Source organism: Marinomonas dokdonensis, from assembly GCF_052747885.1.
Genome location: NZ_JBRAND010000003.1, coordinates 525,172 through 540,594 on the forward strand (window position 1 = coordinate 525,172; position 15,423 = coordinate 540,594).

General features: G+C 45.0%; 12 protein-coding genes. 1 reads left to right on the forward strand and 11 read right to left on the reverse strand.

What is annotated here, in order from left to right; genetic code table 11:
* The 10 genes from ACUM5Y_RS10275 to ACUM5Y_RS10320 form a co-directional block, all read right to left on the reverse strand.
* Positions 1-840: an endonuclease/exonuclease/phosphatase family protein gene (locus ACUM5Y_RS10275; RefSeq protein WP_445976787.1), complete on the reverse strand. Its 840-nt coding sequence runs from the start codon at positions 838-840 to the stop codon at positions 1-3.
* Positions 840-1,649, reverse strand: coding sequence for a carbohydrate ABC transporter permease (locus ACUM5Y_RS10280; protein ID WP_445976788.1), 810 nt, complete (start codon positions 1,647-1,649; stop codon positions 840-842). The genes ACUM5Y_RS10275 and ACUM5Y_RS10280 overlap by 1 nt, the downstream gene beginning before the upstream one ends.
* 23 nt (positions 1,650-1,672) lie before the next feature.
* Positions 1,673-2,536 (reverse strand): carbohydrate ABC transporter permease, encoded by an 864-nt coding sequence (locus ACUM5Y_RS10285; RefSeq protein ID WP_445976789.1) that lies wholly within the window; start codon positions 2,534-2,536, stop codon positions 1,673-1,675.
* A 51-nt stretch (positions 2,537-2,587) separates the two neighbouring features.
* Positions 2,588-3,871, reverse strand: coding sequence for an ABC transporter substrate-binding protein (locus tag ACUM5Y_RS10290; protein ID WP_445976790.1), 1,284 nt, complete (start codon positions 3,869-3,871; stop codon positions 2,588-2,590).
* Positions 3,872-3,905: 34 nt separating this feature from the next.
* Positions 3,906-4,907 (reverse strand): ABC transporter ATP-binding protein, encoded by a 1,002-nt coding sequence (locus ACUM5Y_RS10295; RefSeq protein WP_445976791.1) that lies wholly within the window; start codon positions 4,905-4,907, stop codon positions 3,906-3,908.
* Complete coding sequence (locus tag ACUM5Y_RS10300; RefSeq protein WP_445976792.1) at positions 4,904-5,692, reverse strand: DeoR/GlpR family DNA-binding transcription regulator; 789 nt, start codon at positions 5,690-5,692, stop codon at positions 4,904-4,906. Before ACUM5Y_RS10300 ends, ACUM5Y_RS10295 begins: the two co-directional genes overlap by 4 nt.
* A 254-nt stretch (positions 5,693-5,946) precedes the next feature.
* Positions 5,947-6,294, reverse strand: coding sequence for a metalloregulator ArsR/SmtB family transcription factor (locus tag ACUM5Y_RS10305; RefSeq protein WP_445976793.1), 348 nt, complete (start codon positions 6,292-6,294; stop codon positions 5,947-5,949).
* Positions 6,295-6,412: 118 nt separating this feature from the next.
* Entirely contained in the window at positions 6,413-7,996 is a 1,584-nt protein-coding gene (locus ACUM5Y_RS10310; RefSeq protein WP_445976794.1) for a putative bifunctional diguanylate cyclase/phosphodiesterase, read from the reverse strand.
* A 188-nt stretch (positions 7,997-8,184) separates the two neighbouring features.
* Positions 8,185-9,690, reverse strand: coding sequence for a mannitol dehydrogenase family protein (locus ACUM5Y_RS10315; protein ID WP_445976795.1), 1,506 nt, complete (start codon positions 9,688-9,690; stop codon positions 8,185-8,187).
* A gap of 18 nt (positions 9,691-9,708) precedes the next feature.
* Positions 9,709-11,412: a purine-cytosine permease family protein gene (locus ACUM5Y_RS10320; protein ID WP_445976796.1), complete on the reverse strand. Its 1,704-nt coding sequence runs from the start codon at positions 11,410-11,412 to the stop codon at positions 9,709-9,711.
* A 764-nt stretch (positions 11,413-12,176) separates the two neighbouring features.
* Between ACUM5Y_RS10320 and ACUM5Y_RS10325 the strand changes: the two genes are divergently transcribed.
* Positions 12,177-12,842 (forward strand): glutathione S-transferase family protein, encoded by a 666-nt coding sequence (locus ACUM5Y_RS10325; RefSeq protein WP_445976797.1) that lies wholly within the window; start codon positions 12,177-12,179, stop codon positions 12,840-12,842.
* A gap of 17 nt (positions 12,843-12,859) precedes the next feature.
* Here ACUM5Y_RS10325 and ACUM5Y_RS10330 read toward each other — a convergent pair whose 3' ends face one another.
* The gene (locus tag ACUM5Y_RS10330) at positions 12,860-15,271 is read right to left on the reverse strand and encodes a putative bifunctional diguanylate cyclase/phosphodiesterase (RefSeq protein WP_445976798.1); all 2,412 of its coding nucleotides are present in this window, start codon (positions 15,269-15,271) and stop codon (positions 12,860-12,862) included.
* Positions 15,272-15,423: the final 152 nt, after the last annotated feature.

The window sequence follows — 15,423 nt, forward strand, 5'->3', positions numbered from 1 at the left end:
TTAGTCTTTTAAAGTAAGGCAGATGGGCTGGTGGTCCGAAGCCATGGTGTCTGTGTTCACTTCCAGTGAGTCGATAAGGTTCTGTAAACTCGAACCACACAAGAAGTAATCTCGGGTGTGTGGGCCTTCAGGCCAAAGTGCTTGGTCATGCACGCCACAGGTGGGTTGTCGCGAGTCGCTGGCGGTAAGCGTGGCGCAATCAAGCCAGCCATCCGTTTGCGTAAGTTGTTGGTAAGACGGGCTGTCGAGCGCAACATTTAGGTCTCCACAAAGCAGTACATGATGACCCTTTTCCGCACTGTGGTAAGCATCTTGATCGAACCGTGCAGGGTTCGGTGTTTGCAAAGGCGATACATGACTCAGTATCTGAGCTTTTAAATTGGCTAAAAAACCTAACTGTTGCTGGGACTCTAGCGCTGAATGATAGGCAAGGTGGGTATTAAGCAGAGTAATACTCGAATCATGGTAGCGAATCACGGTTTCTACCAGGGTTCTAGGGATTTGTATCGCGGGTAACACACAAGGCATTGGCAGCTGGTGACTGCGCTGATCCAACAGTTTACCGTGTTTTACCAAGGTGAGATTGCCAAATTCTTGTCTTCTGTGAGCATCCAAAGGGCGGCTAAAGCCCGGTGCCCAAGCGCTGTGGTAGTCGGCAAAGGCCTCTTCAAATAGTTGTTTCTGGTCGTCATTGTTATAAGGCTCAAGATAGCGAGCCACTTCTTGCAAACAGATAACGTCAAGTTCGCCAAAGGCCTTGATATCCTTAATAATTCGCTCGCTATCATAGACGTCATCGCAGCCCTTGGTGGACTGAATGTTCCAACTGAGTATCCGCATTATTTAATTCCTGCATGCATAAAGGATTGGATGAACTGGCGCTGAAAGAGAATAAATACCACCAGTAATGGCCCGATAGAGATCAAGGTGCCCGCACAGATGACGCCCCAGTCCACTCCGGATTCTGGTGCGCCAAAAATCGATAAGCCGACGGTTAATGGGCGGCTGTTTTCGGTATTGGTCGCCACCAGTGGCCAAAGAAAATTATTCCAATGGGTACTGATCGACACCAAGGCATAAGCCACATAGGTGGGTTTAGCGAGCGGCACATAGACCTTCCAAATGATTTGTAAAAGGTTACAGCCTTCAAGCTTGGCGGCATTTTCTAAATCCATCGGCACACTTTTAAAGCTCTGGCGTAGCAAGAAAATACCAAAGGCGCTGGCCATGTAAGGAATGGCCACGGCAAAGTAGGTATCAATTAGGCGTAACTGAGCGAGTGTTTGGTAGTTCTCTACAATGAGTATTTCCGGTGTCACCATCAGCTGCATAATGATCAAGCTAAAGATTAGTGCTCGGCCTCGAAAGGCAATACGCGCGAGCGCATAAGCCGCTAGGGTACAGACGATTAATTGTCCTGCTAGGGTCAATAGACTGATCGCAAAAGTATTAAGCATGTACCGCACGAAAGGCGCTTGATCCCAGGCTTTAATAAAATTGTTGATTTCCAATGGCGCAAAAAGCTGGAAACTGGTGGCATATTCTGCGCTGTGAAACGCCGCCCAAAAGGCATACAGCAAAGGAAATACCCAAAGCAGGGCGAAGACCCAAGCGACACTAGAAGAGCAGGCGGTGAATAACTTATTCATGATTGATCTCTACTGTTAGGGAATTAATAGTGAACACGACGTTCAATAATGCCGAATTGAATGAGTGCCATAATGATCAACACCAGTAGCAAGACCACGGTAAGTGCGGAAGCATAAGCGGTATCGAAAAAGGCAAATGAGTTTTCGTAGATATAATAAAGTAACAAATTGGTTGCGTTGTTTGGGCCGCCTTTGGTCAAGATGAAAAGGTGGTCAATCAATTTAAACGCATTCAGTAAGGCGTTCACGAAAACAAATAACGTCGTCGGCATCAGCAGTGGAAAAGTGATGCGTCTAAAGATGTACCAAGCAGAAGCATTTTCGGTTCTGGCGGCTTTATATAAGTCAGGCGAAATAGTTTGTAATGCCGCGAGATAAAAAATCATAAAGAAGCCTGCTTCTTTCCAAATGGTCATCGCCATCAAGCTGTACAGGGCAGTGTCCGGGTCCCCTAACCAATTGATTCCTGAACCACCAAAGCTTTCTAATACACTGTTAAATAAGCCAATTTCTGGGCTGTAAAATAGCAACCAAATATTTGCGACGGAAATCATAGGTAACATGGTAGGGGTGAAGAAGGAAAGTCGCAGAAAGCTTTGCCCAGCAATCTTGCTGTTGACCCATAGTGCCATGACTAATGCCAGCACGATCGAAGCAGGGACTGTTACTAGGGCATAAAGCAGGTTGTTTTTAAGGACTTTCCAGAAAACTGTGTCTTCCATTAAGCGGGCATAATTCTCATCGCTGAGGTAGTCGCCCATTTGTACGCCAAAGCCGAAAAAACTGCGCCATACCGTATTGCCAATGGGGAAATAGGTAAAAGCGACCAGAAGAATTAGGGCTGGTGCTAATAGTAACCAAGCTTGAGCTTTGTAGGTTTTAAACATCTTTGATCTCAGTGCGGGGCCAACAAAGGCCCCGCTGTATTCAGGTGAAAATTAACGGTAACGAGACAGAATACGGTCAGCTTGCTTCTGGGCAGAGGTTAACGCCTGCTCAGCACTCTGTTGGCCGTTTAGTACTGCTTGGATAGCATCATCTAGCAGTTTACGTACGCGACCTGATTGATGCGTAGACAGCTCAGCCGTGGCAAATTTAAGCTGATCACGCGCCACTGCCGCAGGTGGGAAGCTGCTTACATACTCTTTCAGCTCTGGCGTTTGATAAGCCGCTGGACTGATGCCCATGTAGCCTGTTTGGATGCTCCACTTAGCCGCTTGCTCTGGTGATGTCATGAACTTCACTAGCTCTAAAGCCGCTTTTTTCTCTTCAGTGGTCGCGTTTTTGAATAGGTAGAAGTTACCGCCACCTGTTGGTGAACCGCGCTCTACATCGGCAGGCAACATAGCCACACCGAAGTCAAACTTAGCCGCGTTTTTCACTGCGGTCAGGTTGCCGGTCGAATGCCACATAATGGCGGTTTTTTCTTCTAGGAAGTTTTGGCGAAGGGTACCCCATTCAATGGTGCCTTTTGGCATCACTTGGTATTTATCACCTAGGTCTTGCCAGAACTCTAGAGCGGCAATGGCTTTCGGGTCATCAAAGTAGGTTTTGTTGCCCGCTTGGTTCATTAATTTGTGGCCTTTTTCTTTCGTTAAGGCTCCAAACATCCAATATGGGTAACCCGTGGAAGGAATCATGGCACCCCACTGGGTAACCTTGCCAGAGCTGTCTTTTTTCGTCAGTTTCTGACCCATGTCGATCAGCTCTTGCCAGCTGCTTGGGGCTTTTTCTGGGTCTAGGCCTGCGGCGCGGAACATGTCTTTGTTGTAGTACATAACAATGGTCGAGCGCTGGAAAGGAATGCCGTAGGTTTTACCATCGACTATGCCATTTTCCATTAATGCTGGGTGGAAGCTGTTTAGCCAAGTTTTTTCTTCCGGAGTACTGATCACCTCGTCGAATGGCACGATAGCGTCTAAATCCATCAGTTCATGAACATCAATGGAGAACATCACGGATAATTGTGCAGGCTTGCCACTGTTCAGTGCTGCTAACGCTTTAACGCGGGCATCATTATAGTTGCCGGCATAAATTGCATTAACGTCAATGTCTGGGTTTTGTTGTTCAAAGTCGGCCACAATGGAGTCCACCACCTTGGTTAACGACCCGCCAACGGAGACAGGGTAGTACATGGTTAACTCTGTTTTGGCATGCACTAACGCTGAAAAACTCAGCCCTATTGCTCCCACAGTGAGAAGTTTCTTCAGGTTTTTACGCATTACAGTCGCTCCTTTCAGGTTGATTTTCATAGTGCTATACCCCGGCAAGACGTTTGCCAGTTGTTTTGGAAAAAAGGTGTTGTTCTTGCTCAGGCCAGAGGATATTGAGCAGTGCGCCTGTGCTTAAATGATGTTTACCCATCAGGGACAATTGAATGTCTTTAGCGCCTTGATAGGGGCCAGAGACAATGTCCGCATTGATGACAGTGGTCGCGCCTTGGTAATCACAGCTATTGATCGTGGCGGCATGGCCTGCCGAGTTCAGCTCGATATGTTCAGGGCGAATGCCTATGACATGCTCCCCATGGGGGATCAGGTTCATGGGCGGATGACCGATAAAGCGTGCTACAAAGGTCGACTCTGGCTGCTGATAGAAACTTTCGGGCGTACCTTGCTGCTCTACTTGGCCTTGGTTTAACAGTATGATTTTGTCGGCCATGCTCATGGCTTCGATCTGATCATGGGTGACATAAACTAGGGTGAGGCCGAGGCTTTTTTGCAACTGACGCAGCTCATTGCGCATTTCATTACGTAGCTTGGTGTCTAGGTTAGAAAGCGGCTCATCCATCAAACACAATGGCGCTTGTGAAGCGATGCTTCGAGCGAGCGCCACACGCTGACATTGGCCGCCAGAAAGTTGGCTGGGTTTCTTGTGGATATGTTCACCAAGGCCGACCAGCTCAATAGCATGCTTGAGTCGTTTAATCTGCTCTTGTTTATCTACACGTCGTGCTTTCAAGCCAAACAAGATGTTTTCCTTCACGGTTAGGTGAGGGAACAATGCATAGGACTGAAACACCATGGATAAGCCACGTTTGCCGGGTGGCAAGTGGGTGATGTTGTTAGTTCCTAGATGAATCTCGCCGCCACTAGGGGACTCCAGCCCTGCAATCATGTTCAAAGTGGTCGATTTACCACAGCCGCTTGGTCCTAGTAGGGAGATAAATTCCCCCTGTTCGATAGAGAAACTAATATCATTGACCACACAATGATTAGCGTATTCTTTGGTTAAGTTGGAAACCTTTAAAAAACTCATAATGACCTCGCAGATGTGTTATCTGCCGTTGTAACTTTCACGTCATGCTGCTCGCATAATTGCATGAGTTCATGACAAATATGGTTGGTGAAAAACATATCGATGTTTTTCAGATGGCTGCTTTTAACCGGCGCGCTGCGTTGGAATTTGTGCTGATCTGCCACTAATAGACGTTGTTCACAGTTGTCCAAAATAGCTTGGGATAAGTGGGATTCTTCAGGTGAAAAATCGAGTAAATCACCAGTGCTGGAGATGCCCCCAACACCGCAAATACCGTAGTTAACCTGAAACTTTCTAAGATATTGAGTGGCGTCTTCACCGACTACGTCTTGGTCGGTGGCACGAATGCGGCCACTGACCATATGGGTTTCAATATTAGGGTTTTCGCATAAGGCGATGGCAGCATTTAGGTTGTTGGTGATGACAGTTAAGCCCGGGTGATGAATCAGGTGACGAGCAATTTGCTCTGGGGTCGTGCCTATGCCTAAAAAGATACTGCAGCCTTCTGGCAAGTAAGCTACTAGCTGGCTGGCGATCTGTTTTTTCTCTTCGAGGTGAATAATTTGTCGATTCGAAAAAGACAAGTTACTACGCTGTACTGGCAAGCAGATTCCCCCATGAACGCGTTTTACCAATGCCAATTCACTGAGTAGATTCAACTCTTTTCGTATGGTCTGTACCGACACGTCAAAATGTTCTGTGAGCTCAGCACTGGACACCTTGCCACCGTGGTTTTTGAGTAGCTCCAGAATCTCTTTTTGTCTTGTTGATAAGCTGTCTATCATTCGAAACCCTAATATGTATTTTTTCTGTCGATCGAAATACTATTGGTTTCGTATGAAGGTTTGTTGAACGATTTTTGACAGTTTTGTGTCGGTGGCTCGAAGGACGGTTTTATGGGGGGGAGAGAACTAAAATATCGGTGATGGCTGATATGAAAAAGCTAGATGCCAGAAATGACGAAACCTGAACGAGGAAGAGTCGCTCAGGTTAACGTTAGTGCGGAAAAGGTGGGGGATTAGATCATTTATTGGTAATTTTAGCAGCAGCTTTGACGCTCGGGTCGGTCGCCCATTTGCTGTAATTTGGTGAGGTTTTCTTCGATAAACTCACCATTACTCTGGCTCGTTTCTGTAATGACGTTAACCGCCCATTGAGGCAGTTGCGGGTTGATTTTGTAGTACACCCATTGGCCTTGGCGGCGATCCGTCAGCAGGCCGTCACGTCTTAATAATGCTAGATGTCTAGACACTTTTGGCTGAGTTTCATCCAGTGCTGCCATGAGTTCACAAACACAGAGTTCTTGCTCTCGTTGTATCAAAATAATAGAACGTAAGCGGGTTTCATCAGCAAGGCATTTGTAAAACTTGATAGGATTAATGGTCATTTTTTCTGTGTATATTCTTGTCAGTCAAAGGGTTAGGGCGCATCTAAACGATTTAGTCTGTAAAACAAAAAGTAGGCCTAAATCTAGCAGAAACTTTCGTGAAGGCATAGGTTTGTCTTTATTTTGGCGGCTGAGTGTTACCGTTTAATAAAGAGCTAAAATCTGCTAACGAGAGAGGGTCACTGAACAGGTAGCCTTGTAAGTAATCACATTCTAACGCTGCTAATAAATGTGCCACAGTGTCATTTTCAACCCCTTCTGCTACGACACTGCAGTCTAAATTTTTAGCTAGGTAAACCGCAGATTTTACGATGGAATGGTTGATGTCATTGACGGTCATATGGGTGATGAATGAGCGATCAACTTTAATCTGTTTAATCGGCAGCTCTCGTAATAATGAAAAGGAGGAGAAACCTGTGCCAAAATCATCAATGCTAAATTCAAAGCCCATGGCATGGAATTTTTGCATCATGCTTTTAGTGGCTTGTAGGTTGGTCATCATGGCGCTTTCTGTTACTTCAAAAACAAATTGTCCCGTCTGGATATGCTGGTTTTCCACCAACTTAGAGACATGCTGGAAAAACAAGCTGCTTTGCAGGTTTTGTGCTGAAAGGTTGATGTGCAGTGGGCCAGTTAAGCCCTGTTTGATCAGTTGCGCATAGTCTCTGATTGCCTGATCCAGAACCCAGATGGTTACTTTATCAATCAATGTGCTCTGTTCTGCGATCTTGATGAAAGTCTCTGAGTCGATAAAACTGCCATCTTGTTGTGGCCAGCGGATTAACGCCTCAGCACCATGAATATGTTTGTTATTATCAACAATGGCTTGGTAGTGCAGTTCGAATTCGTTTTTATCTATGGCTTGCTCGATACGTGAAGAAATGGTCAGTCTTTCATTAGCACCTTGGCTTAAGTCCTTGTTGAATAAGGTAAAAGTAAGTCGTTTATTCTTAGAAACATACATGGCCATGTCGGCTTGCTTCATTAATTCATCGATATGTGAGGTGTTTTCAGGAAACAGGCTAATGCCCATGCTGATATATACATTAATATCGTAACCAACCAGTTTGAAGGGATCTTTTAGAGCGTCATGTACCACCTCGACTATTTTCATATAGTCGGATTCTTTAGCAGATGATGTAACAATAGCAAACTCGTCACCTCCCAAACGTGACAACAACGCGGACTGGGGAAGTATGCTATTTACTCTTTTTGAAACAGCCACTAAAAGCTCATCACCATAGTGATGGCCTAACGCATCGTTGACTTGCTTGAAGTTATTTAAATCGATGGAGAGCAGGGCAAAGTCTTTTTCTTGTTGCTGGAAGTATTGCATTTTCAGCAATAAATATTTTCGATTTGGTAGTCCTGTGAGGTTGTCGTGCAGGGCGTTATGCCTTTCCTGTTCCGCCACTTGTTCGATTTTGATGATACTGTTTAGGCTCATATTGATGACGATACAGACGAAAAAACCACCGCCACACAAGATCACCGAGAAGGCTTCATCAAGGCCACTTTCAACAGGATGTTGGATTAAATAATATAAAGCTGCGCTGTAGCCTAGGATAAAAAACAATATGAGAGCAGAAAGTATTCGCCAGCCAAAATGACTGTCTTTTTGGCAGATTTGAGACGCAGGTTTTAAACTGAATATAAGGGTGACAATACCCGTCAGCGTTAGAATTATTGACATCCAGTTCATTCTTTCACCTTAGCACTTTGCGTAAAGGGGCTCTTTCGACAACACCATGTCACAGGCACAGTTTAGCGCTTTTGTATGATTTACTGAATGTATTTTTGAGTAGTAGCGTATTTTGCCAAGAGATAAAAAAACCTTACTGATCGAATCAGTAAGGTTTTGAAGGTGTCACTGTTCTAGTTTTGCTGGATTTAGGCGATGCGTTGCGCTTCGGTTGGCAGCATATTTTGCATTTGCTGAGCAACGTTACGCTGGCTGTAAAGCTCGCCCACCAAGCGTGAGTAAGTTTCGGCAAAAACAGTGTTGTTTGCCAAATCACCAAAAATACTGCTCTGCTTCACAAAGGCTAAGATATCCTCTTGTGTGCCTGCTGCTGCGTTATGCAATGCCACTTTCATCTCGTCGACAATATCTAATGGCTCACCTGCTTGGTTCACCCCTTTGTCTGAGTAATAACACCAAGCGGCTAGCACCAAGCTTGCCTGTTCAATACGTCCACCCTTAGCAAGGTTTTCCGTGATGGTGGAGATCAAGAATTTAGGCAGCTTAGAGGAGCTTTCTAGACAAATACGTGCCAAGTTATCTTTCACGTTCGGGTTACCGAAACGCTCGATCAAGGTGTCTTTGTACTGGTCTAGGTTAATGCCAGGTACAGGGTCTAATACAGGTGTGGCTTCCACATCCATAAATTGACGCAAGAAAGTGGCAAATAAAGGGTCTGCGATACAACCATCAATGGTTTCATGGCCGTGTAATGAACCTAATAGCCCCAACACAGAGTGGCCCGCGTTTAGTAGGCGAATTTTCATTGTCTCGTAAGGGGTGACGTCATCTACAAACTGGGCCCCCACTTCTTCCCAAACCGGACGGCCATTAGAGAAAGTGTCTTCAATAACCCATTGAGTGAAGGGTTCACAAACCACAGGCCAAGCATCTGTTACGCCCTGTTCTTCCAAGGTTTGGATGTCTGCAAGCGTGGTAACAGGCGTGATACGATCTACCATAGCATTCGGGAAGCGCACTTCTGTGGCGATCCACTGAGCAAGATCCGCATCTTGTTGCTGAGCAAAAGCCAGTACCATTTTGCGCGTCATATTACCGTTGTGCTGAATATTGTCACAAGATTGAATGGTAAAGGCTGGTAAACCTGCTGCACGACGTGCTTTTAACGCGGCCGTAAGGTAGCCGAACACAGTTTTTGGCTGATCTGGATGAGTCAAATCATGCTGTACATCTGGATTGGTAAAATCGAACTCACCGGTTGCAGGGTTAAAATTGTAACCCCCCTCAGTAATGGTAAGAGAGACGATTTTTGTGTCTACATGGGCCATTTTATGAATAACAGCGGTTGGGTTATCGCAAGCCAACATGAAATCAATAATAGAGCCAATAACACGGTTTTCGATTTTGCCGTCAGGGTGCTTAACCACCAAGGTATACAGGTAGTCTTGCTGTTTCAGCACGTCCGCAATTTTGCGGTCCCCTTCACGTAATCCAATCCCGCAAATGCCCCATTCAGTACTTCCTGTGGTTGCAAGTAATTGATCCGTATAAAAAGCCTCATGGGAGCGGTGGAAACCACCGACACCAATGTGAACGATACCTGCTTTTACCTGGCTACGATCATAGCTTGGGTAAGTCACCTCGGCAGGTAATTGAGTAAGGCTTGCTTGCTGTAATGTAATGGCTGTGTTCATCAGTGATTCTCTAAAAAATTACGCTTGTAAGGCTTTTTTACGACGCAATGCCCAGTAGGCTGCAACGAAATACACAAGGGTACAAATAAAGCCGTATAGGTAGAACGTATCACGGTTGTTTAAGTAACTAGTCATGTCTGGGCTGGCGAACATGGTGATGCATGCCAACGCTAGAGTGATGCCTAGGCTTATCCAAGTGATGGTTTTCAGTGCTTTTGACAACAAAGAGGTGTCTTCAACAATCGGATCAATCTGTTGTGCTTGATGCTCGTGGTACTCTTCAACCAATTGGTTTTTGCGTTCCATTTCTGCTTGTTCTGCTGGGTAAGCTTTATCGGCACCATAGCGTTTAGCAAGCAGGGTGTAGACCACAATAGTCACGACCCAAGTTGGCAAGAACAGGTAGTAGAAAGACATGATGTTTAGAGCGTTTAGACCAAAGCCGAATGCCAAACCAATACCCCATGCAGCGACTGCAGGTGTGCTGTGGGTCAGCTTCTTGTAGCTCACCCAGTAGCGGCTGTAGCCAATTCTTGGGAAGATCATATGCTCGGCAAACACGATTGCACCTACTGGTACAACCAATAGGCCCGCATAGGTTAATAGCGGTAGCATTTTACCGAATACAAATGGGAAGCAAGCCACAATAACCGTGACTAAACCTACTGTTAGGGTAGTTTGGCGGCGCGTGTAGCGATGGAAAATGGCTTGTGCCGCAAGGCCTGCACGGTATAAGTTAGCGTTTGCTGTTGTCCAGCCGGCAATAATCACGATAACAAAACCTGATAAGCCAAGTGCTTGGAAAGCAACGTCGCCTGGGTCAAGCTCGATGATAGACTTTTTCACCAATACCGCCGTACCAGCCCCCATGATGCCCGCAGAAATCCAAGCAATGAAGTGACCAAATAACATACCAGAGCTGGTTGCTAAGCCGTAGATCGGCTTTTTCGCGTAGCGAAGCAGCGCCATATCGATTAGACCAAAGTGCGTAATAGTATTGGCCGCCCAAGCAAAACCAATAACCTCTAGTAAACCAATACCGGGCTGACCATGGGCGTTTACCCCAGTCCAAATGGATTGGTCACCTATGGTTATAAAGTCTTTAATACTGCTCAGTGTGGTGGTGCCTAATACTGAATCGGCAAGGGCAGGCATCATCACAAGGGCCCCCGAACCGAACATAACAAACAACCATGGGCCACAGATGCTGGAAAATTCAGACACTGTTTTAAAACCGTACATAGCAACGAATACCACCACAATCCCCACGGCTAATACCACCAAGACAAACCAAGGGTTTGTTGGGTACCAATTTAGCTGAGCTGGGATATTGAATAGATAACGCACCGCCGTACTGGAGACCGTAATCATGGCGGCGGATATCACCGTAAAGATGATAACGTTCGCCCAGTTATAGAGCTTGGTCATGGACTGGCCAGCGATCTTTTCAAGATAGGTATACAAACTGAGTCGCGTTTGAGTCGCAATCGGAGCGGTAATAAGCGTCCAGCTCAAAATGGCTAGAATATTACCAATTAGCAAACCCAGTAAAATGTCCATGGTCTTCGCACCAAGGGCCACGAAAGTTGCCCCGATGACAAATTCGGTTGCCGCAACATGCTCACCCGCGTAGAGACCGAGGAAGTGCTTCCATCCATGCTGTTTATGCTTAGCAATTGGCAGCTGTTCCTCGCTGACATTGTCTAGTTTTTCAAAACTCATCTTGTTATCTCGTTATTTTTGGATCAAGGGTTGGTTGGGAGAATCCCAAGCCGCCTAACACATTACGAACAGGCGACAGAAAAAGCTGGCCTAAAAAGAAAGAGGCGCACAAGGACACAGGCGAGCGAGCCGCCAACAGGAGGTTGATATAGGTGAGTGTCACTATCTTCATATGAAATCAGTTCTATATTTTGGTATTAGAACGCATATATAAGTGGTGAAATGCAGTGATGAATAACCACAAGGTTAGACATAATCGCGATTTTCGCCGCGCAGTTTTCATTCAGTCATATCGGCCTTTATTGTCTAATTGAGTAAACAATGAACGCTTATGATTTGACCAGCTTAAAAATTCGGTGAACTTTACCAGCAGTTTCTGAGCTGTAAATCGTTTTTTATGGTGAAATGTGCATTAAATGTGAACTTATATGGCGAAATACTGATCAATTTTAAAACAAATACATATTTGCTGTTTATTGATATTTTGTTGATCATATCTCTTAATAAGTTTTTATTAATAGTTTTTATCTATTTTTAGGTGTTGCTGTGACTTGGTTGTTAACGAAGGCAACTCAATGTGTGAAATCAAGAAACCAGTGAGTAGTTCTTGAAGAGGTAAAGACAAGAAAACGATATTGAAATACGAGGTAGAAAAAGGGGATTACGAATAGGAGCCAATCTTTTTTGAAGTTTTTCACGTAACCTTAGTATCAGAAAGGTAGGGGGGATATTTGTGGCCCCTATTCAGCATTATAGGAGGCGATATGATAACGGTACATCATCTGGAAAACTCACGTTCACAACGTGTTGTGTGGCTATTAGAAGAACTAAACCTAAAGTACGAAGTCGTACAATATAAGCGGGACCCTCAAAATGCTTCTGCTCCAGAATCTCTAAAGGCGATTCACCCGTTAGGGAAGTCTCCTATCTTATGTGATGGTGATTTAGTGGTGGCTGAGTCGGGTGCCATAATCGAGTACTTGTTGGATGCCTACGACCCAGACTTTCAGCTCCGCCCATTTACAGGGCAAGCTTTATTGGATTACCGCTACTGGTTACATTTTGCTGAAGGCTCGCTTATGCCCTTGTTGGTGATGAAGTTGGTATTAATGAAGGTGCCTGAAAACCCTATGCCATTCTTTATTAAGCCCATTGCTAAAATGCTGATGACAAAAATCCAAGAAAATTTCATCCTGCCGCGACTAGCACCGCAACTGAGTTATATAGAAGCAAGGTTGCAGCAAAATAAATGGCTGGCTGGGGACGCATTTTCTGCGGCGGATATCCAAATTAGCTTTCCATTAATGGCGTCAAAATCTAGAGTGGATTTATCCGCGTACCCGAACATTTTGAACTACATCAAGGCGTTAGAAGCCCAGCCTGGCTTTATCAATGCCGTGAAAAAGGTTGGAAGCTTCAAGACATTGTAGGCTGGGCTAGATGCGCTTTAGAGTTTTGGAGACGGTAGTTTCTGTTGGATGAGTAAGTCTGTAATCGCATTCGCTGTTAGTGGGTAAGAAAGGTAGTAGCCTTGTCCAAACTGGCAGCCTGCGGTTTTCAGAATGTTCATTTGATCATTTGTTTCTATGCCTTCTGCGATCACTTTTAAGCCCAGTTTTTTGGCCATATCGATAATGGCTTCGCATAAAGTCTGTTCACTATTATTGAGCGCTAGGCTTTTAACGAACGACTGGTCAATTTTAATAAAATCAATATCAAAGCGATTCAAGTAAGCCAAAGATGAATAGCCGGTGCCAAAATCATCCAACGCCACTTGTATGCCTTGATCTCGAAAAGCTAGCAACTGAGTCGTAATAGCATCTTTGTTATGCATCAACATGCTTTCGGTAATCTCAAGGGTCACCACGTTTTCTGGAAAGGTGAGTTCGTGTAGCAAATCAAACCATTCCACCATGATGCTGGGCTCGTTTAAGTACTGAGCCGGTGAGGTATTAATACTGATCATCAGGTTTGGGGCTATGCTGTTGCGCCAATCGGCCAGTTGTGAAATTGCGCTGCGAAACACAAAATCACCAATTTCATTTATTAACCCCGCTTCTTCTGCCATAGGGATAAACACAGCAGGAGAGATAAAGCCTTTTTTAGCATGCTGCCAGCGAATTAATGCTTCAACCTTAATAATTCTATGGCTCTGCAAATCAATAATAGGCTGGTAGACCAAACTAAAGTCATGGTTCTTGATGGCGGTTCGCAAGTCAGAAATGAGCTCGATTCGGTTGAGTACATTGTCGTGCAATTCTTTGGTAAACCAATGGAATTGATTACGTCCCAAATGTTTAGCCGCATACATAGCTTCATCTGCGTACTTGATTAGCGAATCAGCGTCTGTGCAGTGCTCGGGCAATTGGGATATACCAATGCTGGCGGAAAGAAAAATCCTCTCAGAGCCTATTCTGAAAGGCTGTCGAAGACAACTTAGTAGGCGTTGTGCAATGGCTTCTACCCCAGCCCTATCCTTTATATTTTCGATAATAATGGTGAACTCGTCACCGCCTAGTCGAGAAACGGTACATAGGTGAGGCAGGCGATTCTCCATTCGACTCGTCGCTTGAATGAGGATTTTATCTCCTTCGTCGTGACCGTGAATGTCGTTTACTTCTTTGAAGCGATCAAGGTCAAGATAGAAGAGTGTTAGGGCCTCATTTTTTTCAAGCGCTGTGGTGACTTTTTTGTCGAGTGAAGTTCTAAAGAAGTGTCGGTTAGGCAGTTTGGTGAGCGAGTCGAAATTTGCTTGTTGCCAGATTCTCTGTTCCGCGTGGCGGCTTTCTTCCAACGCGGCATCCAAGCGTCGGTTGGTACGCATGACAAAGATTGCCAGCATGGATAAAGCGATAATAATGCAGGAAGTGACCGTTAATACAATATAGACAATGCTGTAGTCTGGCTGGCTTGGTGGCGAATAAAAGAAATCCTCTGCCAAGGAGGGCTGTTGAATGAGGCCTACATCAAAATAAGTGGTGGCCATGTTTTCCCAGCGTTCTTGGTTGATATAGCCTAATGGGATTAAGTTAGGTTCTAGTAATGGGTAGAGGGCATTCGCTTCAAACTCTAGGGCCTTTTTTGACAGGAAAGAGTCATAGTCATTAAAAATCCAATCTATAACAATCGCTTGGTTTTCTAGAGCGTATTGCCAGCCTTTGATGCTGGCTTCACGAAAGGCCGTTACCCTATTTGCATGGTTATCGATTTCTTTTTGACTGGTAAAAAGGTTATCGCCTAAAAAATCGATTCCCAATGACCTAGGAGTGAAAATTTTATAAGGGAAATGCATGGTTTCTAAGAAATAGGCATCTAGAGGAGAGTCAACACCAATTGCGTCTACATTTCCGTCTATTAGATCCTGAATATCGAAGGTATGTTCAACAAGCTTGATCTGCTTGAGCTCTATACCATTTTCTTTCAGAAACGCCAGTAACGCCGCCGTATCTGGGCTAATCATAAAGCGCTTGTCATGCCAGTCGCGCAGGCTAAGGATATGATCGTTTACCAGTAATGCCGCAGCCGTATGTTGAAAAATACTTGCCATTAGTACCACAGGAAAGCCTCTGTCTCGGGCGATCAGCAAGTCTTCATCTCCCACGCCATATTGAGCTCTTCCTGAGGCAACCTCTTCGATAATATTTTGGCCAAACTTGGCGGGTAGGATCTCAACCTCTAGGCCTTGTTGCCGATAGTAGCCAAGCTTTTTAGCTGCGTAATACCCTGCGAACTGGAAAGAGTGAGGGGCTTTTAACTGTAAACGGACAGTTTCTAATTTTTCAGCAAATAGGCTGGAGTGATAACAGCCAATTACAAGTAAAAAAATCTTACATAGGTGGAATTTTACGGACGTTTTCATATCCATATACAACCTCAGGACATAGCGCAGAGTGGTGAGACGTAGAAGCTTTAAATAAGTGTTAATTTTCCGTGATAAGCCCAATTGCTTGTGTGATGTTTCGTCCTGATTTGTAAGGCTACAAAAGTCAAAAACCTTTTCAGGGTGTGTTT